The organism is Halogeometricum limi (assembly GCF_900115785.1).
Classification (GTDB): domain Archaea; phylum Halobacteriota; class Halobacteria; order Halobacteriales; family Haloferacaceae; genus Halogeometricum; species Halogeometricum limi.
Genome location: NZ_FOYS01000005.1, coordinates 52,877 through 76,421 on the forward strand (window position 1 = coordinate 52,877; position 23,545 = coordinate 76,421).

Genomic DNA, 23,545 nt, shown 5'->3' on the forward strand with positions numbered 1-23,545 from the left:
GGTCAGCCCTCCACCGCCCCCGCGGTCAGTCCTTCGACCATGTACTTCTCCAAGTAGAGGAACATCACGACGATGGGGAGCGTCGTGAGGAACGACGCGGCCATTATCTGCCCCCAGACGTTCGAGAAGTCGGCGTTCATCTGCTCGATACCGATGGGGAGCGTCAGCTTCGCCTGCGACTTCAGGAACACCGACGCGAAGATGTACTCGTTCCACGCTATTTTGAACGCGAAGAGGAACGTCGCCACGAGGACCGGAAGCGAGAGGGGGACGACGACGCGGAAGATGGTCTCGACGCGCGAGTAGCCGTCCAGCATCGCCGCCTCCTCGATGGCGACGGGCAGACTCTCGAAGTAGTTCCAGAGCATGTAGAGCGTGAGCGGAAGCGTGCTCACGGTGTACGTGATGAACAGACTGAGGCGGGTGTCGACCAGTCCGAGGCGGGCGATGAGTTGGAACAGCGGAACGACCACCGTGATGGCCGACAGCATGTAGACGACGACGACGCCGCGCCGAATCAGCGTGTTCCCGGGGTACGACAATCGCGTGAAACTGTACGCGCCGATGACGCCGACGAAAAGCGAGAACGTCGCGGTGACGGTGGCGACGATGGCGCTGTTGACGAAGTACGTCGTGAACGCGAACGTCTCCGAACTGAAGAGCACCGCGTACTGTGACAGGGTGACTTCTCTCGGCAACAGCGAGGGGTTGTTGACGTAGATGGCGTCGTCGGTGGTGATGCTCGTCGCGAACATCACGTAGAACGGGAACAGCGACACCAAGAGCGTGAGTCCGAGACTCGCGTAGAACCCGGCACGCCGGAGTCTGGTGTCGCTCCGGACCTGTCGGCGGAGTAGTCTGAGGCCGGTCACGGACTCGCGGGCGACGCTTGCGACGAACGATATCATACCTTATCCTCTCCGAACAACAGCACGAAGCCGACGACGAACAGCGCTTGCACGAGAAACAGCAGCAGCGAGATTGCCGCCCCGAGGCCCTGCTCGAAGTTGGCGAACGCCGTCTGGTAGGCGAAGATGGGCAGCGTCAGAATCTGTCTGGTGAGAAGCCACACCTCCGCGAACGTGTTGAACTCCCAGATGAACCGGAGGAGGACGACGATGGCGATGGTCCCCTTCAGTTCCGGGAGGGTGATGTCTTTGAACTGCGCTATCGCGCCCGCGCCGTCGATGCGGGCCGCCTCGTACATCGACTCGGGGATGGCCTGCAAGCGAGCCACGAACAGCAGGAACGCGAACGGGAAGTTCCGCCACGCGGCGAAGACGATGACCACCGGGAGCGCCGTCGACCCCCGTTCTAACAGGCCGACGCGGGTGCTGTACAGTCCCCAGTCGGCGAGGACGTTCGGTATCGTCCCCCAGAGCGGACTGAGCATGAACTGCCAGACGAACGCGACGGCGATGATGGGCGTGACGTGCGGCAGTAAGACGAGTCCGCGGGCGAACCGCCTGCCGCGAAACTCCCTGTCGAACAGGAGTGCGACGCCGAGGCCGACGACCGTCGAGAGGACGGTGGTTCCGACGGTGAACGTGACCGTCGTGGTGAACGCCGACCAGAACCGGCGGGACGCGAGCAGTTCGACGTAGTTCGCGAGTCCGACCCACTCGGGCGCGCGGTCCGGGTTCAGCGGAACCGTCGTGAAACTCAGGTAGACGTTGTAAGCGATGGGGTACAGGATGACGCCTCCGATGAGGACGACCGCCGGGAGGATGAGAACGATGCCGAGCAACGCCTCTCGTCGGTCGACGGGGCTCTCCGTGTACTCGCCGAACAGCGATGCGGTGACCTCTCGGACCGACATCACGAGAGGGCGTTACGCATCTTCTCCGCTTGCTCTTTCGCGACGGTGTCGGGCGCGTGGCCTTTGATGACGACGCGGTTGACCGCTTCGGCGACGAGCGAGTTGCCGGATATCTGCCCGAACTCGGGCAGCAGGGTCCCGTCCACGAAGTCGAACCGGTCGATGTTGCCGAGCGCGGACGATATCTGTTCGATGGTGTCGCTCCACGCGGAGAGTATTTCGTTGTCGAGGTACGCCTCGCTCTCGGAGGTGGACTTCAGCACGGGCATCGTCCCGCCGGGGTTCGTGTGGACCCACTTGACGTACTGGTCGTCGCTCATCACGTGATTCAGGAAGTCTCGCCCGGTCTGCTGTTTCGCGTCGGACTTCCCGAAGATGCAGTGTCCGAGCACCTGTCCGTACGTGCTGCGCCGCTTCTTCTCCGTCGCGGGGGCCAGACCCGTGTCGGAGACCATCTCCTCGCCCTCGTCGGCCAGTAAGTCGGGGAGGAGGTACGACGAGTACATGAACATGTGCTCTTGCTCGTTGCCGTAGAGGTTCCGCGTGTCCTCGAACGAGACGGCGCCGGGGACGAACTCGCCGAGGTCCGCGAGGAACTGCAGTGCCTCTATCATCTCTTGGGAGTCGAAGACGACGTTGGCGTCGGCGTCGAGGACGCGGGCGTCGTTCGACTGCGCGAACTGCGTGAAGCACTGCCGGGCGTAGGCCGTCACCTTCGTCCCGAATCCGATTCCATACACGTCGTTGTCCGGGTCGTGGAACGTCTCTGCGGCCTCCAAGATGGCGTCCCACGTCACCGGCGGTTCGAGGCCCTCCTCCTCGAACGCGCTCTTTCGGTACCAGATTCCCTGCACCCACGCATCGGCGGGGACGCCGTAGTAGCCGCCGTCGCCCGAACTCATGAACTTCAGCGGCCCCTCACGGAAGTCGTCTTTCCCTATCTCTTCGACGACTTGCGTGGTGCTCTCGGGAGCGAGCGACCCGTCCGCACCCAGACGCTGGATGGTCTGGATGGCGAGAAGACCCACGGTCGGAAGCGTGTTCGACGCGACGGCGCTCGAAATCTGCTCTGCGATGGCGTCGTTGTCGATGTAGCGCGCTTCGACCGTCGTCCCGCTACTCTCCTCGAAACTCGCGACGATTTCGTTTATCGGGCCGCGGAAGTCGTCGCCGTTGTGGATGTTCCAGTACTGTATTGCGTCCGCCGACCCACCGCTACCGCCTCCGCCGAAACTCCCGACACAGCCTGCCAGCCCTCCGGCGAGGCCGACCGTCCCCGCTCGGAGCACGTTCCGTCTCGTCAGTCGGTCAGAGTACGTCATGCGGCAACCATGTACATCGTTCGTGATAAATCTAACGCAGAACAACTACTCGTAGTTGTTGTTACCCGCAAGAGTTAATTCGGTCGCTCCGTAGTCAACAGCTATGTGCCGCGTTCGCGAGGGCGAATCGACGTCGCGGAGGTCCGCGAGGGGGGTGTACAGATGCCGTTAGAGACGCTCGTCGACGGATACAGTTTCTTCGTCGGGACGGACGCGACGACGCTCGGTCCGGAAGGCGGGTTGTACCACAGAGACACGCGACATCTCTCGTCGCTCGCGGTGGACGTGGTCGGAGCGACGGTGACGCCCATCGGGGAGACGTTGGACGCGGCGAACGCGCGGACGGTCACGCTCGCGACTGCCGGTCCGTCGGTCAACGAGATGCACGACCAGAACGTCCCGAAACACACCGAACTCGTCGTCGAGCGACGACAGTCCGTCCACGAGGGTGCGGGCTACGCGGAGACGGTGGCGCTCTCCAACCACTCGGCGTCGCCGACGTCGCTGACCGTTCGGGTTCGGTTCGCCGTCGACTTCGCCGACCTGTTCGAGGTGCGGGGGTTCGGCAGCGACGTCGACCGGACCGTTCGGACGAGCGTCGGCGACCGCTCGGTCACGTTCCGGTACGACTTCGAGACGGCGGACGGCGAGCGAGTCAGCCGAACGTCCCTCGTCTCGTTCGCCGCGATACCGGACGACCTCTCTTCGACGACGGCCACGTTCTCGCTCCGCGTCGGCCCGCAGGAGACGGCGGAACTGCCGTTCGCCGTCCGAGTCGGCGAATCGGGCGAGTCGGCCGAGGCGTCCGGGGCGTCGCTCCCGACGCGGACGCCACCAGTTTCGATTCCCGCCGTCGAGACCGGAGACCCGCAGTACGATGCGGTCTTCGAACGGGCGGCGGCGGACCTCACCGCGTTGACGACGGAGACACCGCAGGGCCCGGTTCCGTTGGCGGGCACGCCGTGGTTCGTCACTCCGTTCGGCCGCGACGCACTGCTCACGGCGCACCAGACGGTCGGAGTCGCTCCCGAACTCGTCGAAGGGACGCTCCGATACTTCGCGGCCCACCGCGGACGCGACGACGTGGCGTCGACGGGCGAGCAACCGGGGAAACTGTTCCACGAGATTCGCCACGGCGAACTCGCCGCGCGCAACCGGGTTCCTCACACGCCGTACTTCGGCACGGTCGACGCGACGCCACTGTGGGTCACGCTCCTCGCCGAGGCGTGTCGGTGGCGCGGCGACGACTCGTTGGCGACGGAACTCGCCGACGCGTTGGCCGACGCACTGGCGTGGATTCTCCGCACGAGCGACGACACGACGGACGACCCGTTCCTCTACTACGGCGACGACGGCGTCCTCGACCACAACGCGTGGAAAGATACCGCCGACAGCGTCCGGTTCGCGGACGGAACCGTCGCGGACAGACCGCTCGCTCTCGCCGAGGTACAGGGGTACGCCGCCAGCGCACTCGACGAGGGCGCGACGCTCCTCGAACGACTGGCGGCGGCCGAGGGCGTGGAGACGGAGACGGAACACCCGCTTTCGACGTACCGCGACCGCGCCGCGGCCATCGAACGCGCGTTCGACGAGGAGTTCTGGCTACCCGAGCGGTCGTTCTACGGGCTGGCGAAACAGGGAGACGGCAGAATCGTCGACGCCGTCACCTCGAACGTCGGCCACTGTCTCTGGACGGGCACTATCCCCGAGTCGCGAGCCGATTCGGTGGCGTCGACGTTCGCGGACGGCCCCCTCTCGTCCGGGTGGGGCGTCAGAACGATGAGTCCGGACGATGCGGGCTACTCGCCCGTCTCGTACCACGCGGGCGGCGTCTGGCCCCACGACACGTCGCTCGTCGCACTCGGCCTCTCTCGGTACGGCTACGGCGACGCGGCGGAACGACTCGCGACGGACGTCCTCGACGCGACGGCGCACCTCGCACACGACCGGCTTCCGGAACTGTACTGCGGATTCGGAGACGACCGAGCGCCCGTCGAGTATCCGGCGGCGTGTACGCCTCAAGCGTGGGCCGCGGGCGCGCCGTTCGCGTTCCTTCGGGCGTCGTTCGACGTCTCCGCGGACGGAGACGGCGTCTCCGCTGGTCGAACGCCGGCACGGTTCGCCCCCCGTGCGGTCGACGTGTTCGGTGCCGTTCGGTCGTAGATTCGAATGAAGCGCCCCTCAGTCGGATGCTTCCAGCGAGTAGACGCGCTTTCTGGCGTCGCGGAGGCAGACGTCCTCGTGGACGATGTCGGCCTCTTCGAGTTTCCGGAGTGCGCCGCGGACCGTCCGCGAGGAGAGTTGCGTTCGTTCGGTCAGTTCGCCCTGCGTCAGATGCGACTCCTGTTCGAGGACGTAGTTGACGAACTTTGCACTCGGGGGAAGGTCAGCAATCGACGTGGTTGATTGTTGGGCTTGAGACATAGAGGTGTGTTCGGTTCGATTTCGGGCGTCCACGGACGACTGCTCCGGTTCGACCCGAGGACTCACGGACCACACTACGGACTCATCCAATATAGCCGTTCTAGGACACCCGTGCCACCCGGTTACACCGCTGTCACCGACCCCGCATCGAACGTGACAGTTCAGCGAGCTTGCACGCGACTCGATACTTGAACGTACCGCTCCCGCGCGTCCTCGCTGATTCCGTCCCGGATTTTATCCTGTCGGCCGTACGATGCGTTATCATGCCCGCCGACCTCTCGATAGACGCCGACTGGAACGCGCTCTACGTCGACGGCGAGTGGCGAACCGCAGACGGAGACGACGAACTCGCCGTCGAAGACCCCTCGACGCGCGAAACCGTTACGCACGTCCCGGCAGCCACCGACTCGGACGTGGACGCCGCGTACGAGGCGGCGGCGGCCGCACAGGACGAGTGGGCCGCGCAACCGCCCGCCCGCCGCGCCGAAGTGATACGCGAGGTGACCCGACTCCTCGACGAACACGAAGACGACGTCGTCGAACTCCTCGCGACGGAGGCGGGCGGGACGGAAGTGATGGGACGAACCTCGGTCCAGATATCGAAAGACCACACCAGCGAGGCGGCGACGTATCCGAAGCGCGTGAAAGGCGAACACCGCGAGTCGAACATCCCGGGGAAGGAGAACATCGTCAAGCGAGTGCCGAAGGGCGTCGTTACGGCCATCTCGCCGTGGAATTTCCCGCTCAACCTCTCGCTCCGCGCCGTCGCACCGGCCATCGCCCTCGGGAACACCGTCGTTCTCAAACCCGCCTCGAACACGCCCGTCACGGGTGGTCTCCTCCTGGCGAAACTGTTCGAGAAAGCGGGTCTGCCGGACGGCGTTCTCAACGTCGTCACCGGCCGCGGGTCTGACATCGGTGACCGCGTGGCGGGCCACCCCGAGAGCGACGCCGTCGCGTTCACCGGGTCCACCGACGTCGGACGCGGCGTCGCCGCCACCGCCGCGGAGAACCTCGCCGTCCAGGCGATGGAACTCGGCGGCAACAACGCTCACGTCGTCACGGCGGACGCCGACGTAGACGCCGCAGTCGACAGCGCCGTATTCGGGTCGTTCGTCCATCAGGGACAGGTCTGCATCTCGATAAACCGGCATGTGGTTCACGAGAGCGTCTACGACGAGTACGTCGAGCGACTCGTCGAACGCGCCGAGGGACTGCCGACGGGAAGCGCACACGACGCCGACACCGTCGTCGGGCCCATCGTCGACGAGTCCCAACGGGACGAGATGTTGAACTACGTCGAGGAGACGGTCGACGCGGGGGCGACGCTCGAAACCGGCGGCGGTACCGTCGACGTGGGCGTCGAGGACTCGCTGGTCGTCGAACCCACCGTCCTCTCGGGTGTGACGAACGAGATGGCCGCCGCGTGCAACGAACACTTCGGGCCCATCGCCCCGGTTATCCCGTTCTCGGACGTCGACGAAGCCGTCGCGATAGCCAACGACACCGAGTACGGCCTCTCGGGGTCGGTCCACGCCGGTGACCTCGACACCGCGATGGACATCGCCGACCGGATGGACACGGGCCACGTCCACATCGACGACCAACCGATAAATGACGAGGCGCACGTTCCCTTCTCGGGGACGAACGCTTCCGGAATGGGTGGCTACAACAGCGAGACCATCCTCGAAACACTGACCGAGACGAAGTGGATATCGGTGCAGCGAGAAGAGCGGGAGTACCCGTTCTGAGGCGGCGGTTAGACCCGTCCCTCGCTCCGCGTCGACGTGGAGTCGCACCCCTCCCGAACCGTTAACGCGGCCCGACACGTCGGCCGCGTATGGACGACGCCGAGGAACCGGACGACACCCCCTTTGCAGACCTCACCTCCTACTGTGAGTTCGGTCCCGAACGCGTCTACGTCTACCTCGCCGTCGCTCGGACGAAGGAGAACGAGGGCCTCACTCAGGGGACCGAGGTCACGTTCTGAGAGGTGGTAAAACACGAAACCGATATTCGAAGGAAGCGCGACGAAATCCGGGCTATCGCGCGTCAGTACCGCACCGACGACGGCGAATCGCTTCGGTTCCGTCTCTACCTCTCGGTGAACGCCCGGAACACGATGAGCGCCTACTGGCGCTTCAGAGCGGAGATGGACGACTGGGTCAGAGGCCTGTTGCACGGCGACGACGCCGTACCCCGGACGTTTCAGCGCCTCGACCGCTACTGGCTGTCCGAACTCCTTCGCCGACGTTCCCGACGACGCGTTCGTCTCCATCCTGTACGACGAGTCGCCGAAGTCCGTCCGCTACCACGTCTCCGAACCCGTCCTCGACGAGTTCGAGTCGTACGTCCGCGACGACCTGACGAAGGCGCTCCGCAACAACCTCCTCTCCCGCGACATCGACCGGACGCGCGACCGAACGGCCGTCTTCGAGGCGGAATCGAAGGCCGTCATCGCCGAACACGCCGCCACCGTCGAGGCCGGGTCCCTCCACAAACTGCTCTACTATCTCCTGCGGGACTTCCTCGACTACGGTCCCATCGACCCCATCATGCGCGACGGCGCCATCGAGGACATCTCCTGCGACGGCGACGGCGTCCCCGTGTCCGTGGAGTTCCGCGTCGACGACGAGAGGACGGCCCCGTGGCCCGCGGACGTCAACGACGGGGAGACCCGCGCGTACACGGTCAGTCGCGACGCCGGCGAGGAAATCGGCGTCGTCGCGTCGGCGGACCTCGGGGGGTTCATCCGGAGCGTCGATTCGACGGACAGCGCCGGCTCCGCACAGGTCGTCCTGCTCCCCGACGTCGACGGCTACAAAGACCAAGGGTCCGCGGAGGCGTTCCTCCGCCCGTACGTCGACGATGAGACGGACACCCTCTCGCTCGCACCGAACCAGGCCATCTACCTGCTCGAGTTGGGTTCCACCGACCCCGAGAGCGGGGCGTTCGACTTGCAGGACGCCGTCGTCCTCGTGACGCTCTCGGAGAACCGAGCGGAGACGGGCTGAAATCGACGCACCGAAACGGATTTGTCGCTGTAAAAACACGCTTTCGTAGACATGAGTCCACGCCGCTCGTCCCTCCTCGCCAGATACACTCCCGACAGTCGTCGGTGGCGGCGCGTCGTCGCCGCACTCGCCGCCGTCGGCGGCCCACTCGCCATGTACGGCGCGTTCGCCGTCTCGTCCGGCGTGAAGTCCGGGATGGTGTACAACCTCATCATCCTCGTGTTCGGCATCCTCGCGGTCACGCTCCCGGCAGTCGCGGCGACGGTCCTCCTCGCGCCTGACTCGGGCCTCGCCCGGACGAACGCCGATTCGGACTCCCCGCTCGCGACGCTCAAAGGGCGATACGCGGCCGGCGAGATAGACGACGCGGAGTTCGAACGGCGCGTCGACTCACTCGTCGAACTGTCGGAGACGCGGTCCGTCGGTGCACCCCCGCCGTCCGCATCGTCCGCATCGGCCGCGTCGTCCGCGTCGCACTCGCACCGTCCCTCCCCACGGGACCGTGAACGCGAGTCGGCCGACAACTGACGCGGTCGGTTCCGTCGGTTCGACCTCACTCCAGCGGGAACCGGAGGAACGCGCCGACGCCCTCGAACGCCTCGACGAACTGTTCGCCTCGCTCTACGTCCACGGGGACGACGGTGAGTTCGCCGCCCTGTTCGGTCGTGCGTTCTTCGAACGCGCGCAGTCGTTCCACCTCGACGGCCTCGGAGACGAGTACCGTCTCCACGGCGTCGTACTCTAAGGCTTCGCCGACGCCGTCGTCGCCGTACCGAACCTCGTTCTCCGCCGCCTCGTCGGAGAGCGCCTCGAAGAACGCTTCCAAGGCCGCCTCCGGCGCTCGACGTTCGAGTTCCTCGAGTCGGTCCGCACCGCGTTCGGCCAGCGTGCTCAGTCCCTGTTCGGTCGCGTACTCGACGGGGATGGGGTCGCCGAGGACGGCGTCGTCGAGGCGGGAATCGACGTAGTCGCCGTCGCAGAACTGGTCGGCGGTGACCGCGGTGCCCCCGACGAGGACGCCGTCGACGCTCGGCGTGGCCGCCCCGTCGTTCGGGTCCGCGGTCGATTCGCTGTCTCCGCCTCCCGACGACGCGTCGAGAAACCGGCGCGACGCCGCTTCGCCGACGCGTTCGAAGAACTCCTCTTTCGCGCGTTCTCGCTCCCTCTCGAACCGCTCTGCGGACTGGCCGCCCGCTCTCGTCTTGCCGGGAACCTCGCTTTCGAACTGTTCGGCGTCGGTCACTCGCCCGCCGTCCAGTCGACCGAGTGCCGCCCCGCCGCGTTCGACGACGACGAGACCGAACGTCTGCTGTGGGGCGACGGCCGCTTCCAACGGTTCGACGTCGAACTCGTTGTCGAACGAGTACGCCGTCTCGACGGCCAGTCCGGAGACGTCGTCGAACACGTAGTCCTCGACGTCGCCGTCGACGACGCCGACGTAGAGGACGAGGCCGTGCTCCGGCGTCTGCTCGTAATTTCTGAGGACGCGAACCGCTCGCTCGAACGCGTCGCGTCGGTGCTGGTCGGTGTTGTCCTCCTCGATGTACTCGGCTTTCGCGCGCTCTTCTTCGACTCGCTCTCGAACCGCACCGACGGACTCGTCAGCGGCGACGCCGAGCGTCAACAGTCGGTCGTCGTCGGCTTCCGCGTCCGAAACGGCGTGGATTCGTCGACGAAGTGTGGCGTGGTCTGCAGACATATGCGTGAATTTGCTCCGTACGACCGCACCGAACGGAGGGGGGATTTCACTACTGCCTGTTCATTCAGGGTCGTTCGGTGTACCCGGTGGGCGCCGATTCGACGTGACCGACGAAGCGTTCAAATGTCGGTACAGAGTGGGACATCGTATGGAACGGGAGATGCTCGAACGGGCGTTGGAGTACGCCGACCTCACCTCGTATCAGGCCGACGCCTACCTCACACTGCTGGAGATGGGGTACGCACCGGCGATAGAGGTCGGACGCGAGAGTTCCGTTCCCGTCTCGCAGGTGTACGACGTACTCCGAAGCTTAGAATCGAAAGGCTACGCCGAGACCATCGACCGCGAGAAACTCTACGTGCGTCCGTGCGACCCGGCCGAGGCGATGGCCGACTTAGAAACGCGCGGCGAACTCCTCAACGACGCCGCCATAGCGGTCAGAGAGCGTTACGAAGCGCCGGTGCGGATGGACTCTCGCGTCGGCGTCACGAAACGCGCGGAGACGGCCACCGAGAACGCCCGTTCCCTCATCGAAGACGCGGAGACTGTCGTCGAAATCGCCGGTACCTTCGAGCAACTGGAGTCGTTGGAGCCGGCACTCCGGGCCGCCAGAGACCGCGGCGTCGTCGTCCGCGTATCGGTCTACGTGGGCGACGCTCACTCCTCGTCGGCCATCGCGCTGAACACCTCGTCGGCGTCACCCGGCACGTCGAAGTCGTGGTAGTTCTCGCCCTTCTCTGTCGAGAGGATGTTGAGTGCGGCGGCCGCCCCGTCGCCCGCGGCGATGACGGCTTGCCACTCCTCGGCGCGGACCATCGCGCCCGTCGCGTACGCGCCCTCGACGCTCGTCTCCATCGTCACGCCGACGTCGACGACGTCGCCGTCGAACGCACACCCCAGCGACTCGGCGAGGCCACGGTTCGCACCCGTCGCGAGGACGACGTAGTCGGCGTCGTGGTCCTCGCCGTCCGCCGTCACGGTGAACCCGTCGTCGGACGCGGAGACGTCCGTCACCTCCGCCTCGTGACGTTCGACGCCGAAGGCCTCCACCTGTCGGCGGAGGGTGTCGAGAAACACCGTCCCGTCCTGCGACCCGATTCCGGGGTAGTTGAACAGGTGCGCCTTGTGCATCCACGTCTTGTCCGTGTCGAACACGGTAGTCTCGATGCCGTTCTTCTGCGTGAACAGGGCCGCGCTCAACCCGGCGGGACCGCCGCCGACGACGATGACGTGTGCCATACATCCTGCTCTCACGATAGTGACAAATGTGTTCCTCCCGGAGAGGAACTCGCCGGTATCGCGAACGCCGGACGCAGACGGCGTCTCTCAGGCCCCCGCCGTCGGCCGCCACCCGCGGAGGAAGGCCACGCAGAGGCCGCCGACGGAGAGACCGAACGGCAGGGTTATCGTCCGTACGACGACGACGGCCGCCGCCGTCGACGCCGGGGACGCGTCCGTCACGACGGCGAGCGCACCGCCGAGAAGTACGTCGTAGGTGCCGAGACTCCCCGGAATCGGGACGATGCTCGACGCCTGCGGCAACGGGACGATAGCGACGATGGGGAGAAGCGATACCGTCGTTCCCGTCCCGGCGAGTGCGACCCAGAGCGCTGCCGCGACGAGGAGTTGTTCTGCGACGCCTCCGACGGCGACGAGTGCGAGCAGCCCTGGTCGGTCCCGAAACCGAAGGATGCGCGACCAGAACCGCTCGACGGCCGCTTCGACCACTCGTTCGTCGTACGGGTCGTCACGGTACAGCGAGGAGAGCCAGCGGACCACCGGGGTCAGCGCGAGGACGGCACCGCGAGAGACCTGCGAGCGGAACCAGACGAGGGCGACGCCGAAACAGAGCAACGCGGCGGCGGCCCCGGCGAGAGTGACGAGGACGACTCGCGAAGACGACCCGCCCGCGACGACGACGGCAGCCAACGCCGTCGAGACGAGCAGTTGTGCGCCGGATTTCACGTACTTCGCGACGCCTCGGACGGCGAGTGCGTCGCTGTACGTCGTCTCCGTTTCGACGCCGATGAAACGCGCCATGATGGGTTCGGAACTCACCGGTCCGGCCGGACTGAGCGTGTCGAAGAAGTCGCCCGCCAGCGCGAACTGCACGCTCTTTGCGACGGAGACTCCTCCCTTGAGCGGTCGAACCGACGCCCAGACGCCGACGCCGTCGACGGCACCCTCGGCGGCGACGAGGAGAACGACGACTGCGACGGCGGCCGGGGCGATTTCACCGACGCGTCGGAGCACGTCGTCGACACCGACGAACGCGAGGTAGCCGGCGAACGCCGACGCACCGAGGACGACGCCGACCAGAAACCGCGTGAGTCGTCGCACGAATCGGACTCCGCGATACCGCTCGAAAAGCACTTCGTCTCGTGGCCGTGCGCCGTTGGACGCGTGATAGACTGCGAGGGCGCGAACCGAAACGGTTCCGTCCGCGACTACCGCGACGGTCGAGACGCGACTCGCTCATCGACGCCGTGTGCCGCGTCGTCGCTAACCGACCGGCTACCCCCTGCTGACCGACTGTTCTCTTCCGACCGACCGCTCTCTGCCGACCCGTCGCGCTCGACCGTACCACACTCGAACGAGTCGAGTCTCGTCTTCAGCGATTCCGTCTGCGCGGAGAGGTTCTCTAACCGAGACCGTATCTTCGAGATGGTCGCCGCACTCTCGTCGGCCCGGTCGGCGAGAGACTCGCTCTCGTCTGCGATAGCGCGTGCACGCTCTGCGACTCGTTCGATAGCGTTGACCACTTCCTCGGTCGTTCGCGCGCCGTCGTCGGTGGCGACGGCCACCGTCTCGACGGAGGCGTCCACTCCTTCGACCGTCTCGGTGAGTCCCGAGAACGCGTCGCCCGCTTCCGTCATCGTCGTCTTGCCGGTCTCTATCCGCGCTTTCGTCTCGCTCATCGCTCGCTGGATGCGCTCTACGTCTTCGACGGTGGCTTCGACCGTCTCGCCGATGGTCGCGGAGTGACGCTGCGTCTCGTCGGCGAGCGATTTGACCTCTTCGGCGACGACGGCGAACCCTTCGCTCCCGTCGGACGCGCGTGCGGCCTCGATGTTGGCGTTGAGTGCGAGCACGTTCGTCTGGTCCGCGATGTCCTCGATGAGTTCGGTGCTGTCTGCGACGTCGTTCATCCGCGTGTCGAGCGACCGGACGAGGTCGGCGAGGTCACCGACCGTGCCCTCGACGTGCTCTATGGCTTCGACGGCCTCGGCCGCGGTCCGACTCCCGGACTCGCTGCTGTCCGCCGCGGTGCTCGCTTCCCTGGCCACCTCGTCGGCGTTCGCCGCTATCTCTTCGATAGTGGCGGACAGTGAGGTGAGTTCGTCGGTCGTGGTCTCCAGGTCGCTCGCCTGCTCGCGAACGTCCGTCGCGAACCCGCGAACGTCTCTCGCGAGTGCCTCTTGGTCCCGTTCGAGTTCCTCCGCGTCGTCGTACACCGACTGCGTCGTTCCTTCGACGGTCGACGCGAACGCCCGAATGTCGAGAACGGTCGACGAGAGTTCGTGCCGCATCTCGTCGAACGCGTCGTTTATCTCCGCTATTGCCACGATGTCCGCTTCGTTGGGTGCTTCAGCGGTGAAATCGCCGTTCGAGACGGCGTCCATCGCCGTCGCGAGTTCGTCCGCCCGGACGACGAGTCGCTCGTTCAACCGTTCGACCTCCGCTCTCGCCTCCTCGCTGTCGCGTACGTTCTGAAGCTGTTCTCGCGTCTGTTCGCGCGACCGTTCGATGGAGACCCAGTTGGTCATCAGCGCGGCGGAGAGGCCGAGGACGAACACCGCGTGGACGATACCCCACCCCATTGGATTCGCGACGGCGGCCGGGTGGTTGTACACCGCCCCCGGATTCGACATCCCGAACGCGCCGTGCTGAATCGCGACGTAGAGGATGCTGACGACGAACGGCATCCAGTCCTCGTACACCGCGATGACGCCCACGACGACGAAGAAGTGAAAGTGTGCCTCGATGAACCCCCCGGAGAAGTAGACGAGCAGCGCAGAACACGTCACCAGCCCGACAGAGACTATCGCCGTCCGTACCCGTCGCGGAAACGCCGGCACCTGCGCAAGCAGTCCGAGGCCGACGACGATACCCAGTCCCAGACCAACGTACTCCGTCGGTACCGCCGTGAACGTCGCTCCCGTGACGTACGGTTCCGTCCCGGTGTACGTCCCGAGAGCGAGTAGGAACGGGATGTGTGCCAGCATGAACAGCGTGATGTTTCGGTGACGAGACTTCCATGACTCCTCGGGGATGGTGTTCCCCCGCGGGATGTACTTGACGACGTCTCTCACCGCTCGCCGAATGCGCCGTGCGTACCGCTCGTGAGACCCCTCGCCAACCGTCGGTGTTGACATACTGTCGTAGAAGAATTCATTTGAAAAGTATATTGTGTTCTAATATTATATATTGATAATCAGCGCACCGAGCGGGTACTCAGACGAACGCCGAATTGAGGGAGTCCGTCCGGCGGCGGAGAGACGTACTGGCCGTGGCCGACCGCACGAACCGCACGATTCCACACGGACCCGCGTCCGTTCCGCCATCGCCGACCCGGGTCTGAGTCGCTCGACCGAGAGACGCGTCGCGTACGTCCCCCGACCTTCTAGTCTATCCTCTCCGAACGCGTACTCTCTTCGTCGGAATAGGGAGGAACGAAGATGGCTTCTACATCCCGGAAAACACCCGGAGCAGACCGCAAGAGTACCGACAGTCTCAGCATTCGAATACGGCACGCGGACGGGAGACCCGTCGACGACGTCGACGTCGGTCCGCTCGTGTCGTACCTCACGAAGCAGCCGTGGGAACTGGCCTCCGACGACCCGAACTGGAGCCACGAAAACGAGATTGGCTCGCTCGAAACCGTGGCCAAACGGACACAGGAGACCGAGATAGAGCTCTTCTTGATTATACTGGGGAGCGCCTTCTCGACGGCCGTCGTCAACGCACTCGGAACTCGCGTCGGAGACTGGATCGCCGACCAAGCGGCACCGTCCGGTTCGGACGAGTCGCTCGCCCAGTTCGGTCTCGAAAACGAAGACGGCGTCGAGGTCGAGATGCACCGACGGAACGTGCCTCCCGACGATATTCCCGCGATTCTCCGAGAAGCGAAAGAAGAGGGATACTCGGTCGTCATCAGGGTCCCGTAGTCGTCCCACGGCACAGAGCGGCGAAGCGGTCTGTCGGCTGTCCGTCGATTAGCGCGCCGTTCTCTTGTTCGTGTTCGCCCGTGGCTCCTTACCGGGCGAACGCGCGCGCCGATAGCTGCGAACGAACGCGTAAACAGTCCGATGGCTGCGCCGATACCGAGCACGGCGGGGCCGACGCTCATCGAAATCTCGGTCGGCGTCGACGTGAACGAGAACAGGAAACCGAGCGTGTCCGGCGTGCCGACAACGAGCGAACCGACGCCGAGGAGATCCAGCACGAGCGTGCCGCCGACTGCCAACACCAGAAACACGCCGACCGCGGCGACGGCCGCACCGGCGAGCGCGTCCCAGACGACAGCAGTCACCGACAGCGCGCCCGGTCGGTCGCTTTCGCGGCCAAGTATTCGGACTCCGTCGGGGTGGTCTTCGAGACGGACGTCCGACGGGAAGGTGAGAAGCGTCATCGTCATCCAGAGGTCCGCAATCGCCCCGGCGGCGTTCGCAGCTAGCGGGACGATGAGCCACCCCCACTCGAGCACCAGCATCAACGGCACACCGACGGCGGTCAACACCACGAGCGGCGTCATGAGGACGACGACGAACTGATTGCGAGTGAACTGGTGGTCGGTGGTCGCGTACGCGTACGGGAGGACGAAGTGTGCGATACCGACGCCGTATCTCGCTTCGCCGCCGTAGTACCGGATAGCGAGGCCGTGCAGCCACTCGTGGGGAACGATGAACACTGTCGCCAGAAACAGGAGGACGAGCACGTCCAACGCGTTGGTCCACCACCGTACCCCGGGTGCGAACTGAAACGAGGCCGGGTGCCCGGTGACGGCTTGGTACAGGCCGCTCAGTACGGTCGCAGCGATGACCAATCCGAGCGTGCTGAGCGCGGCCATCTGTATCGCGAGTCCCCGCGTCAGTTCGAGGTCAGCGAGCACTGCTTCCGGGGGGTCGCTCCCGACCGAATCCATGGTTTCGCGTCGTATGTCAGACCGTTAACTTTTCGGGTCAGCGAGGCCACCGACCGCGGGACTCGATAGCGCTCCGACGACGTGTCCACTCGCGGCCCTCGAACGCACCCGTAATTGTGTCTTCCGCCGACTCCGACTCGGTCAGTCTTCTGAGTCCGCTGGCTCCGGTCCGCGCTTTTCGTCTCTGACCCACAGTTTGAGCCAGTCGGCGAGTGGGCCGCGCATCCCTTCGACGTGGACGGTCACGTTACCGTTGAACTTCCACGTCGCGCGCTGTGCGTCCTCGCCCCACGAGAGCGGAACGTCGACGCTCAGGTCTTCGGCCGTGAGCTGAATCTCTTCGGTGCGGTCGACTTCCTCGTCGAGCAGTTTGTCGACGATACGCATCCACGACTCCTCGGAGTATCCGCCTTCGGTCGAGTGGCTCATAGCTGTCTCTTCTGTCGCTACCTACTTGGCAGTATTCCGTGCGAGACTACCTGCCTCGCAGTCGGCGTCCGACGCCGCGGACGCGTTCGACGGCGGCCGAGAGTTCCCGTCCGACCGCTCCGAACACCCCGCCGATACGGAGTTCGACGGGGTCGACGCCCAACTCTCGCGAGAGGATACCCGGCCGCGCACCCGCGCCAGACACGGCCACGGTCCGCCCGCGGACGCGAACCTCGACGGTGAGGTCCGTCGTCGTCAACAGGTCGTGCAGTCGGTGACGCTCGCCCTGCGGGGAACGACGGAGCGTTCGAACCGCACTGGGAAGCGACGGAAACTCGACGAACAGTCGTTCGCCCGTCGAAGTCACCGGCAGTTCCGTCCCGTCGACGGTCAGCGTGAGGTCCGTGTGAACCGTCAGCGGCGCTCGCGGCCGCGTCTCGTCGGTGTGGTCACTCACGCTCTCGGGTCGTGATGCGGACCGTTCCGTCGAGTCGCCAGTGAGCGTGTTCGGCGTCCTCGCCGGTTCCGCTCGGAACGTCCACCTCCATCTCCTCGAAGTCGTAGATAATCTCCGCACCCCGGCCGGTCAGCCGGTCGTACAGACTGATGGCCAGGTCGGGCCACGTCGTCGTCTCGTCGATTCTGTCGTCGGGGGCGGCTGAGTTCGCCATACCTGATTGTAGGCTGGATTACAGATATAGCTTCGGCCGACAGAATGACAATCTCGCTCTCCTCATCCGTCCCGTCGCCGTACTGCCAATCGTTCTTCGATTCGAGAACGTCGAGACGCGCTCGCTCTGATATAACTATCAAGATATGTACTGCAACTGATAGCTCTACGGTCGCCGTTCCGAGTGTGGTGGCCGCCGCGCTCGGTGCTGTTGGCATCTGCTAGCTCCGCGTTCAGTCCCACCGAAAAAGACTCCATACGTGATTATTGCGTGATATATGCGGATGAGTATGTGCTAAGTGCGTTCGACGAGAACTGTCGACGTAGATGCGAGAGTTCGAGTTCGTAATCACCTTCGACCGCGGAGCCGACGACCTGATGGACCTCTTCTTCGAGTATCCGTCGCTCTCTACGCGCTCTTCGACCTGTTTCACGACCCGAGAGCGGATGTGGCGTATCGACCACGTTCGCGGCGAACAGGACGCTCTGGAGGCGTTCGACGACGTGTTCTTGGACGAGAACTGGTGTAACGAGTGCTTCGACGTCGTGAACTGCGACACGTCGCGGATGTACCACGTCCTCGACCGGAAACAGAACTCGCGGACGGTGTACACGTACCGACGGGAGGTCCACCGCTGTCACTCGATTCCGCACCACGTCGTCGACCATCTCGGTGACGGCGTCGTCTTCGAGTCTCGCCGGACGGCGGGCGAGTATCGCTGGCGCATCCTATACCCCGGCGAACAGCCCATCGGTGACCTCTACGACGACATCGAGTCGAACCTCCGCGAGGGCCTGCATCTCGAGGTGTCTCACCTGTCGCAGGCGGGGAACTGGGACGTCGACTCCCGCGTCGCCGCGCAGTTGTCGCCCGCCCACTGGGAAGTCCTCGAGGCGGCCATCGAACACGACTACTACGCCCGCCCGCGAGCGGTGACCGTCGCGGAGTTGGCGTCGATTCTCGATACGCCGCGGTCGACCGTCCAGTACCGCCTTCGTACCGCGGAAGACCTCATCGTCGAACAGTTCGTCGACACGGCGCTCTGAGTAGCCGTCGGCGTCGTCGACGCCCCCGCCGACATCCCGGGTAACTCGCCGCAGACCGGACCTTTTTGCATCTCTCCGACGCAGTCTCCCTATGCGAGCAGCAGTCTATCACGGTCCCGAAGACATCCGCATCGAGTCCGTTCCGGACCCCGAACTCTCCTCGTCGTCGGGCGCTATCGTCCGCGTGACACACACCGCCGTCTGCGGGTCGGACCTCTGGTTCTACCGCGGGCAGAGCGACCGCGACGTTCCATCGCGCGTCGGTCACGAACCGATGGGCATCGTCGAAGCAGTCGGCGACGACGTCCGCTCGGTCGAACCCGGTGACCGGGTGTTCGCGCCGTTCGTCGTCAGTTGCGGGTACTGCGAGTTCTGTCGGAAGGGACTCCACACCTCCTGTGTGAACGGCGACTCGTGGGGCGGCGAGAACGGTGGCGCACAGGGGGAACTGATTCACTGCCCCGAAGCGGACGGCACGCTCGTCCGCGTCCCCGACAGGCACGCCGACGACGAGGACACGCTCAGGGCGCTCCTCCCTCTGACGGACGTGATGGGCACCGGCCACCACGCCGCTCTCAACGCCGGCGTCGAAGCGGGGTCGACCTGCGCTGTCGTCGGCGACGGCGCCGTCGGACTCTGTGGCGTCCTCGCGGCCCGACGACTCGGAGCGGAGCGAATCATCGCCATGGGCCACCACGAGGACCGACTCGAAATCGCCGAACAGTTCGGCGCGACGGACCTCGTCACCGAACGCGGGGAGGAGGCGATAGAACACGTGACCGAGATGACGAACGGCGGCGTCAACCACGTCCTCGAAGCCGTCGGTGCGACGTCGTCGATGGAGACGGCCGTCGGCATCGCTCGCCCCGGCGGCACCGTCGGCTACGTCGGCGTCCCGCACGGGATGGGAGACGGCCTCGACCTCTCGCCGTTCTTCGGCGACAACGTCGCACTCCGCGGCGGCGTCGCTCCCGTGCGTGCGTACGCGGAAGAACTCATGGCCGACGTGTTGCAGGGAACGCTCGACCCCTCGCCGGTGTTCACGAAAACGGTCGATTTAGACGGCGTGCCCGAGGGCTACCGCGCGATGCACGAACGCGACGCGGTGAAGGTCCTCGTCGAGGTCTGAGTCGTCGTCTCAGCGGGACCGGTCCGCCGACGCGAGGTCTGAGTCGTCGAGTTCGGTCACCGCGATGAGTAGCCGTCGGTCGTCGAGCGCGGTCACCAGTTTCGACTCCGTGAACGTCGACCCGTCGGCTCGCTTTCCCCTGCTCTGTCCGGTCCACTTCCCGCCGTCCTGCACGACCGGAAGGACGTGCGTTTTGATGTGTTCGACTTCGTCCGGCGGGTGCAGTTCCGTCCAGTGCTTGCCGACGAGTTCGTCGGCGTCGTAGCGGTAGAACGAGGCGTACTTCTCGTCGGCCCGTTCGATGCGGTCGTCGACGCCGACGACGCCCACGCCGTCGAGTTCGGCTTCGGACGCGGGGTCGAATTGTCCGTCCGACCGCACCGCGTGCTCGACTCGCCGGACGAGCATCGTGTACTGTTCGGTTCCGAACCCTTTCTTGATGTAGTCTGTGAGGCCGACGTCGAGTATCTCCGCGGCGACGTCGCCCGTCTCCTCGCCCGAAAAGAGGAGGAGCGGAAGTTCGGAGTACGTCTCGCGAATCGCCTCGAGAAACGAGATGCCGTTCATCTCGGGCATGTTGTAGTCGCTGACGACGCAGTCGAATTCGGCGCCGCTTCGAATCGTCTCTAGCGCGTCCGTCGGTGACGTCTCCGTCGTGATACGACAGTCGAACTCGCTCGAATCCCGCTCTAAGTACGTCTTCACTAACTCCGCGAACCCCTCGTCGTCGTCCACGTGGAGCACGGAGAGCGACGCCGTCGTCCCTTCGGTCGCGTTTTGGCTTTTCCCGGTCATGCTGTGTCCGTCGTCTCTCGTGTGCTGTCGAGTACCGCCGTTTCCCCCCGGTTCTCGCCGCCAGCCTCGCCGCTGGTCGTCTCGACCCGCGGCACGACTCCTCGCGGAGTTCCGTCGCCGCGTCCTACGCCGGCGTCTCGGTCGGATACTCGTAGGTGACGCCGCCGTCGGACTCCACCGTGACCCGTCCTCCCTCGTAGTCGAATCCGATCTCGAACTGGACGTCCGACGAACACCTGACCAACTCCTCTATCGCGTCCGGGTCGGTCACCTTCGAGAGGGGTTCGAGTTCCCACGGCTTGCAGCCCTTCACGTCCGCGACGCGCGAGACGATTTCGAGTGTCGCTTCTTCTCGTATCTCTGCGTTGCCCGTCGTTCGACCGCCGGCGTCCGATGTTTGTGTCTGTGACATGAGTTCTCTCCCTCCGACAGTCCTCGCCCATCCGTCGCACGCCTCCGCTCTCGGGTGCGTGCCGTCCGGCGACGACTGCGAACGTACTCGAAACTAACAGTCGGATAGACATAACGTTTTGCGTGAAATTATTTATTCTGATATAGACTCTCGACGGTCTCGAACGGGGACCGAAGCCGTCTCAGCCGTCCATCGCGGTCACGTCGAACGGCGGTTCGGCGTCCTCGGGAAGCGGCGTCTCGTACGCGCCGTGTCCGACGTCCGACTCGAACTCCTCGCGCGCGTCCGCGATGGCGTCTCCGTCCGACAGCAGGTCGTACGTCGTCCCGGCGAGTACCTTGGCGGCGTAGGCGACGGCTTTCTGGCCGAAGTCGCCGTTCGCGGCGACGACCTGCCAGGAGTGTCCCGGCGCACCGACCGGCCACGTCGCCGCGGTGAACTGTGCGGTCGGGGTGAGCCAACTCACGTCGCCGACTTCGGTCGACCCGTGGCTCTGTCTGTCGTGGTCGTGCGGTTCCACGGGCTCTGCGTACAACGACTCCCCGCGGACCGCCTCGGCCACGTCGTCCGGGAGTTCGTCGAGACGCGACTCGATTCGCTCGTCGGCGACCGTCTCCTGTAACTCGGCGGCGAACGCCCTGTCGGCGTCGTCGTACGGAATCGTTCCGGCGGCCTGCAGGTTCTCCCAGAGCAGTTCGGAGACGACGCCGTTCGCCCGGTAGTCGTAACACCCGGTGAGAAACCGCTCGGACACCGTCGTCTGCGTCATCGTGGCGGCGGCCCCGGCGATGTCGCGAAGCCACTCGGTGTTCGTCTCCACCTCCTCGCGGGTCGGCGCGCGGACGTAGTACCACACCGTCGCCTCCGCGGGGACGACGTTCGGGGCGCTTCCGCCGTCGGTGATGGCGTAGTGCATCCGCGCGTCGTCCGAGATGTGCTCTCGCATGTACTCGACGCCCGTGTTCAGAAGTTCCACCGCGTCCAGCGCGCTCCGACCGGAATCGGGCGACCCGCCGGCGTGCGCGGACACTCCCTCGAAGGTGAACATCAGGGAGTTCAGCGCGTTCGAAGAGCCCATCCGCGGGGTGTTGAGGTCGCCGGGGTGCCACGTCACTGCGGCGTCCAACTCGTCGAACGCGCCCGCGCGGGCCATGTACGTCTTTCCGACGAGCGTCTCTTCGGCCGGACAACCGTAGAAGACGACGGTGCCGTCTATCTCGCCCGCGTCGATGGCGTCTCGCAGGGCGAGTGCGGCACCGACGCCCGCCGTCCCGAACAGGTTGTGCCCGCACCCGTGGCCCGGGTCGCCCTCGACGACGGGGTCGGGTTCGGCGGTGACGCGCTGTGAGAGTCCCGGGAGCGCGTCGTACTCGCCGAGGATACCCACGCTCGGACCGCCGTCGCCGTATCTGGCGACGAACGCCGTCGGCATGCCGCCGACGCCGGTTTCGACGTCGAATCCACCGTCTTCGAGGGTCTCGACGAGTATCGCCGCCGACCGCTCTTCGTGAAGCCCCAACTCCGGCGTCTCCCACAGCGAGTGGGCGATTCGCCGGAGTGACGCGTCGTTCTCGTCGATTCGCTCGAACAGTTCCGATTTCGTCATACGCCCGGGTCGGAGCACTGCGTATTGAACCTGCGTTCGAGACGATTCCGACCCGGCGCACGTGCTCGACCATCTGCGGCAGACATTCAAAAAATAAATAATATATACTAAAACAACATAAAAAATGCTTAATGATATTCTCACAGATATATTCCGCGAGTATATTTGTCAGAATACAGCCGATAGAATGACATTCCCTCATGGAGATTGGTGATGTATGAGTATCGAACGTCCGCAAGAAGTGCACCGCGAGTGGTGTTCTGACTGTGGCGACGAGTTGCTGTTCAGTGGGACCCAATCGGCTGGATACGCGCAGTTCTTCTGTCAGAACTGCAAGTACCGACACGACGTGTACGTCGGCGACGACGTCGTCGAGTCGACACCCGAAGGACCGTCCAGTCCCGAGACCGAACGCGCGTAGTCGCCCGTTCGCACACTGACTGCGCTGTTTCTCCGACGCACCGACTACGTAGTCGATAGGCTCCCGTTCGTGACCGGTGGCCGTCTCCCGCGTCGTTCAGTCGACGACGACGACACCTTTCATCCCGATGGACTCGTGGGGCGTACAGGCGTACTTCGTCACACCGGCCGTCTCGAACGTGTGCGAGAACGTCGTCCCCTCCGTCCCGGACAGGCCGCTCTGGAACGCGCCGGCCTCGTCGACGACGTTGTGCGCACTGCCGAGTCCGGTCCACTCCCAGACGACGGTGGTTCCAGTCGACACGCGGAGGACCGCCGGGTCGAACGCGAAGTTCCCGCCGTTGCCCTCGGCACCGACGCGCACGCGAACTTCCGACCGCCCGGTGGCGTCGGTCAGTCTGTCCGCGCCGTCCACGCCGGACAGCCATCCGTCGAACGTCTCGTCGTTTGCTTCGACCTCTCCGGCCGTCGTCTCCGGCGGTTCTTCGGTACCCGACCCGCCGGACGTACAGCCTGCGAGGACGGTGCCGATGGTGACCGCTGCCATGCCGCCGAGGAGTCGTCGACGCGAGGTGGATTCGTACACGTACTGCGCTCCTACGTGCTGTCGGTAT

24 protein-coding genes and 1 pseudogene are annotated in these 23,545 nt (G+C 65.2%); 9 read left to right on the forward strand and 16 right to left on the reverse strand.

The genetic code is table 11. The features are described from left to right. Positions 1 to 2: 2 nt before the first annotated feature. The 3 genes from BM282_RS14260 to BM282_RS14270 are packed head-to-tail and all read right to left on the reverse strand — an operon-like array spanning position 3 to position 3,141. Positions 3 to 908 (reverse strand): carbohydrate ABC transporter permease, encoded by a 906-nt coding sequence (locus BM282_RS14260; RefSeq protein ID WP_245758377.1) that lies wholly within the window; start codon positions 906 to 908, stop codon positions 3 to 5. Further along, the gene (locus BM282_RS14265) at positions 905 to 1,819 is read right to left on the reverse strand and encodes a carbohydrate ABC transporter permease (protein ID WP_089882266.1); all 915 of its coding nucleotides are present in this window, start codon (positions 1,817 to 1,819) and stop codon (positions 905 to 907) included. The genes BM282_RS14260 and BM282_RS14265 overlap by 4 nt, the downstream gene beginning before the upstream one ends. Then, positions 1,819 to 3,141: an ABC transporter substrate-binding protein gene (locus tag BM282_RS14270; RefSeq protein WP_089882267.1), complete on the reverse strand. Its 1,323-nt coding sequence runs from the start codon at positions 3,139 to 3,141 to the stop codon at positions 1,819 to 1,821. Before BM282_RS14270 ends, BM282_RS14265 begins: the two co-directional genes overlap by 1 nt. A gap of 105 nt (positions 3,142 to 3,246) precedes the next feature. Between BM282_RS14270 and BM282_RS14275 the strand changes: the two genes are divergently transcribed. Then, a complete protein-coding gene (locus BM282_RS14275) occupies positions 3,247 to 5,304 on the forward strand; it encodes an amylo-alpha-1,6-glucosidase (protein WP_139229734.1) in 2,058 nt (685 codons plus the stop codon). A gap of 18 nt (positions 5,305 to 5,322) precedes the next feature. Here BM282_RS14275 and BM282_RS14280 read toward each other — a convergent pair whose 3' ends face one another. Next, positions 5,323 to 5,565 (reverse strand): winged helix-turn-helix domain-containing protein, encoded by a 243-nt coding sequence (locus BM282_RS14280; protein WP_089882787.1) that lies wholly within the window; start codon positions 5,563 to 5,565, stop codon positions 5,323 to 5,325. Between the two features lie 263 nt (positions 5,566 to 5,828). Here BM282_RS14280 and BM282_RS14285 point away from each other — a divergent pair, with 263 nt between their 5' ends. The 4 genes and pseudogenes from BM282_RS14285 to BM282_RS14295 all read left to right on the forward strand — a co-directional run bounded on the left by BM282_RS14285 (position 5,829) and on the right by BM282_RS14295 (position 9,107). Next, positions 5,829 to 7,316, forward strand: a complete 1,488-nt coding sequence (locus tag BM282_RS14285) for an aldehyde dehydrogenase family protein (protein ID WP_089882272.1) — start codon at positions 5,829 to 5,831, stop codon at positions 7,314 to 7,316. 89 nt (positions 7,317 to 7,405) lie between these two features. Then, positions 7,406 to 7,555, forward strand: coding sequence for a hypothetical protein (locus BM282_RS18590; protein WP_175501557.1), 150 nt, complete (start codon positions 7,406 to 7,408; stop codon positions 7,553 to 7,555). A 274-nt stretch (positions 7,556 to 7,829) separates the two neighbouring features. Further along, positions 7,830 to 8,184, forward strand: a pseudogene (locus BM282_RS19045) (type II/IV secretion system ATPase subunit); the annotation flags it as partial. A gap of 446 nt (positions 8,185 to 8,630) precedes the next feature. Then, entirely contained in the window at positions 8,631 to 9,107 is a 477-nt protein-coding gene (locus tag BM282_RS14295; protein WP_217642710.1) for an SHOCT domain-containing protein, read from the forward strand. Positions 9,108 to 9,132: 25 nt separating this feature from the next. Here BM282_RS14295 and BM282_RS14300 read toward each other — a convergent pair whose 3' ends face one another. Further along, a complete protein-coding gene (locus BM282_RS14300; RefSeq protein WP_089882278.1) occupies positions 9,133 to 10,278 on the reverse strand; it encodes a Vms1/Ankzf1 family peptidyl-tRNA hydrolase in 1,146 nt (381 codons plus the stop codon). Positions 10,279 to 10,426: 148 nt separating this feature from the next. Between BM282_RS14300 and BM282_RS14305 the strand changes: the two genes are divergently transcribed. Then, positions 10,427 to 11,002: a TrmB family transcriptional regulator gene (locus BM282_RS14305; protein WP_245758378.1), complete on the forward strand. Its 576-nt coding sequence runs from the start codon at positions 10,427 to 10,429 to the stop codon at positions 11,000 to 11,002. Here BM282_RS14305 and BM282_RS14310 read toward each other — a convergent pair. The 7 genes from BM282_RS14310 to BM282_RS14340 all read right to left on the reverse strand — a co-directional run bounded on the left by BM282_RS14310 (position 10,936) and on the right by BM282_RS14340 (position 17,523). After that, positions 10,936 to 11,517 (reverse strand): NAD(P)/FAD-dependent oxidoreductase, encoded by a 582-nt coding sequence (locus tag BM282_RS14310; RefSeq protein WP_089882280.1) that lies wholly within the window; start codon positions 11,515 to 11,517, stop codon positions 10,936 to 10,938. The two genes, BM282_RS14305 and BM282_RS14310, sit on opposite strands and share 67 nt — an antisense overlap. Positions 11,518 to 11,604: 87 nt before the next feature. Next, positions 11,605 to 12,618, reverse strand: coding sequence for a lysylphosphatidylglycerol synthase domain-containing protein (locus tag BM282_RS14315; RefSeq protein WP_089882283.1), 1,014 nt, complete (start codon positions 12,616 to 12,618; stop codon positions 11,605 to 11,607). A 107-nt stretch (positions 12,619 to 12,725) separates the two neighbouring features. Beyond that, on the reverse strand, positions 12,726 to 14,654 hold the full coding sequence (locus BM282_RS14320) for a methyl-accepting chemotaxis protein (RefSeq protein ID WP_089882285.1): 1,929 nt from the start codon (positions 14,652 to 14,654) through the stop codon (positions 12,726 to 12,728). 248 nt (positions 14,655 to 14,902) lie between these two features. Then, positions 14,903 to 16,423 carry a DUF3267 domain-containing protein gene (locus BM282_RS14325; protein WP_089882287.1) on the reverse strand — a complete coding sequence of 507 codons (1,521 nt, stop codon included), beginning with the start codon at positions 16,421 to 16,423 and terminating at the stop codon, positions 14,903 to 14,905. A 141-nt stretch (positions 16,424 to 16,564) separates the two neighbouring features. Beyond that, a complete protein-coding gene (locus tag BM282_RS14330) occupies positions 16,565 to 16,852 on the reverse strand; it encodes a hypothetical protein (RefSeq protein WP_089882289.1) in 288 nt (95 codons plus the stop codon). A gap of 46 nt (positions 16,853 to 16,898) precedes the next feature. Further along, on the reverse strand, positions 16,899 to 17,309 hold the full coding sequence (locus BM282_RS14335; protein WP_089882290.1) for a hypothetical protein: 411 nt from the start codon (positions 17,307 to 17,309) through the stop codon (positions 16,899 to 16,901). Then, positions 17,302 to 17,523: a hypothetical protein gene (locus tag BM282_RS14340; RefSeq protein ID WP_089882292.1), complete on the reverse strand. Its 222-nt coding sequence runs from the start codon at positions 17,521 to 17,523 to the stop codon at positions 17,302 to 17,304. Before BM282_RS14340 ends, BM282_RS14335 begins: the two co-directional genes overlap by 8 nt. Positions 17,524 to 17,849: 326 nt before the next feature. Here BM282_RS14340 and BM282_RS14345 point away from each other — a divergent pair, with 326 nt between their 5' ends. Next, positions 17,850 to 18,569, forward strand: a complete 720-nt coding sequence (locus tag BM282_RS14345) for a helix-turn-helix domain-containing protein (protein WP_089882294.1) — start codon at positions 17,850 to 17,852, stop codon at positions 18,567 to 18,569. 91 nt (positions 18,570 to 18,660) lie between these two features. Next, entirely contained in the window at positions 18,661 to 19,698 is a 1,038-nt protein-coding gene (locus tag BM282_RS14350; RefSeq protein ID WP_089882296.1) for a zinc-dependent alcohol dehydrogenase family protein, read from the forward strand. A 9-nt stretch (positions 19,699 to 19,707) separates the two neighbouring features. On the opposite strand, the gene BM282_RS14355 is transcribed toward BM282_RS14350, so the two are convergent. The 3 genes from BM282_RS14355 to BM282_RS14365 form a co-directional block, all read right to left on the reverse strand. Beyond that, positions 19,708 to 20,493: a response regulator gene (locus BM282_RS14355; RefSeq protein ID WP_089882297.1), complete on the reverse strand. Its 786-nt coding sequence runs from the start codon at positions 20,491 to 20,493 to the stop codon at positions 19,708 to 19,710. Positions 20,494 to 20,617: 124 nt separating this feature from the next. Beyond that, positions 20,618 to 20,905 carry a HalOD1 output domain-containing protein gene (locus tag BM282_RS14360; protein ID WP_089882299.1) on the reverse strand — a complete coding sequence of 96 codons (288 nt, stop codon included), beginning with the start codon at positions 20,903 to 20,905 and terminating at the stop codon, positions 20,618 to 20,620. Positions 20,906 to 21,086: 181 nt separating this feature from the next. Continuing rightward, positions 21,087 to 22,511 carry an amidohydrolase gene (locus BM282_RS14365; protein ID WP_089882301.1) on the reverse strand — a complete coding sequence of 475 codons (1,425 nt, stop codon included), beginning with the start codon at positions 22,509 to 22,511 and terminating at the stop codon, positions 21,087 to 21,089. Positions 22,512 to 22,728: 217 nt separating this feature from the next. Here BM282_RS14365 and BM282_RS14370 point away from each other — a divergent pair, with 217 nt between their 5' ends. Continuing rightward, positions 22,729 to 22,932, forward strand: a complete 204-nt coding sequence (locus BM282_RS14370) for an HVO_2142 family zinc finger protein (protein WP_089882303.1) — start codon at positions 22,729 to 22,731, stop codon at positions 22,930 to 22,932. 96 nt (positions 22,933 to 23,028) lie between these two features. On the opposite strand, the gene BM282_RS14375 is transcribed toward BM282_RS14370, so the two are convergent. Continuing rightward, positions 23,029 to 23,517, reverse strand: a complete 489-nt coding sequence (locus BM282_RS14375; RefSeq protein ID WP_245758379.1) for a halocyanin domain-containing protein — start codon at positions 23,515 to 23,517, stop codon at positions 23,029 to 23,031. Positions 23,518 to 23,545: the final 28 nt, after the last annotated feature.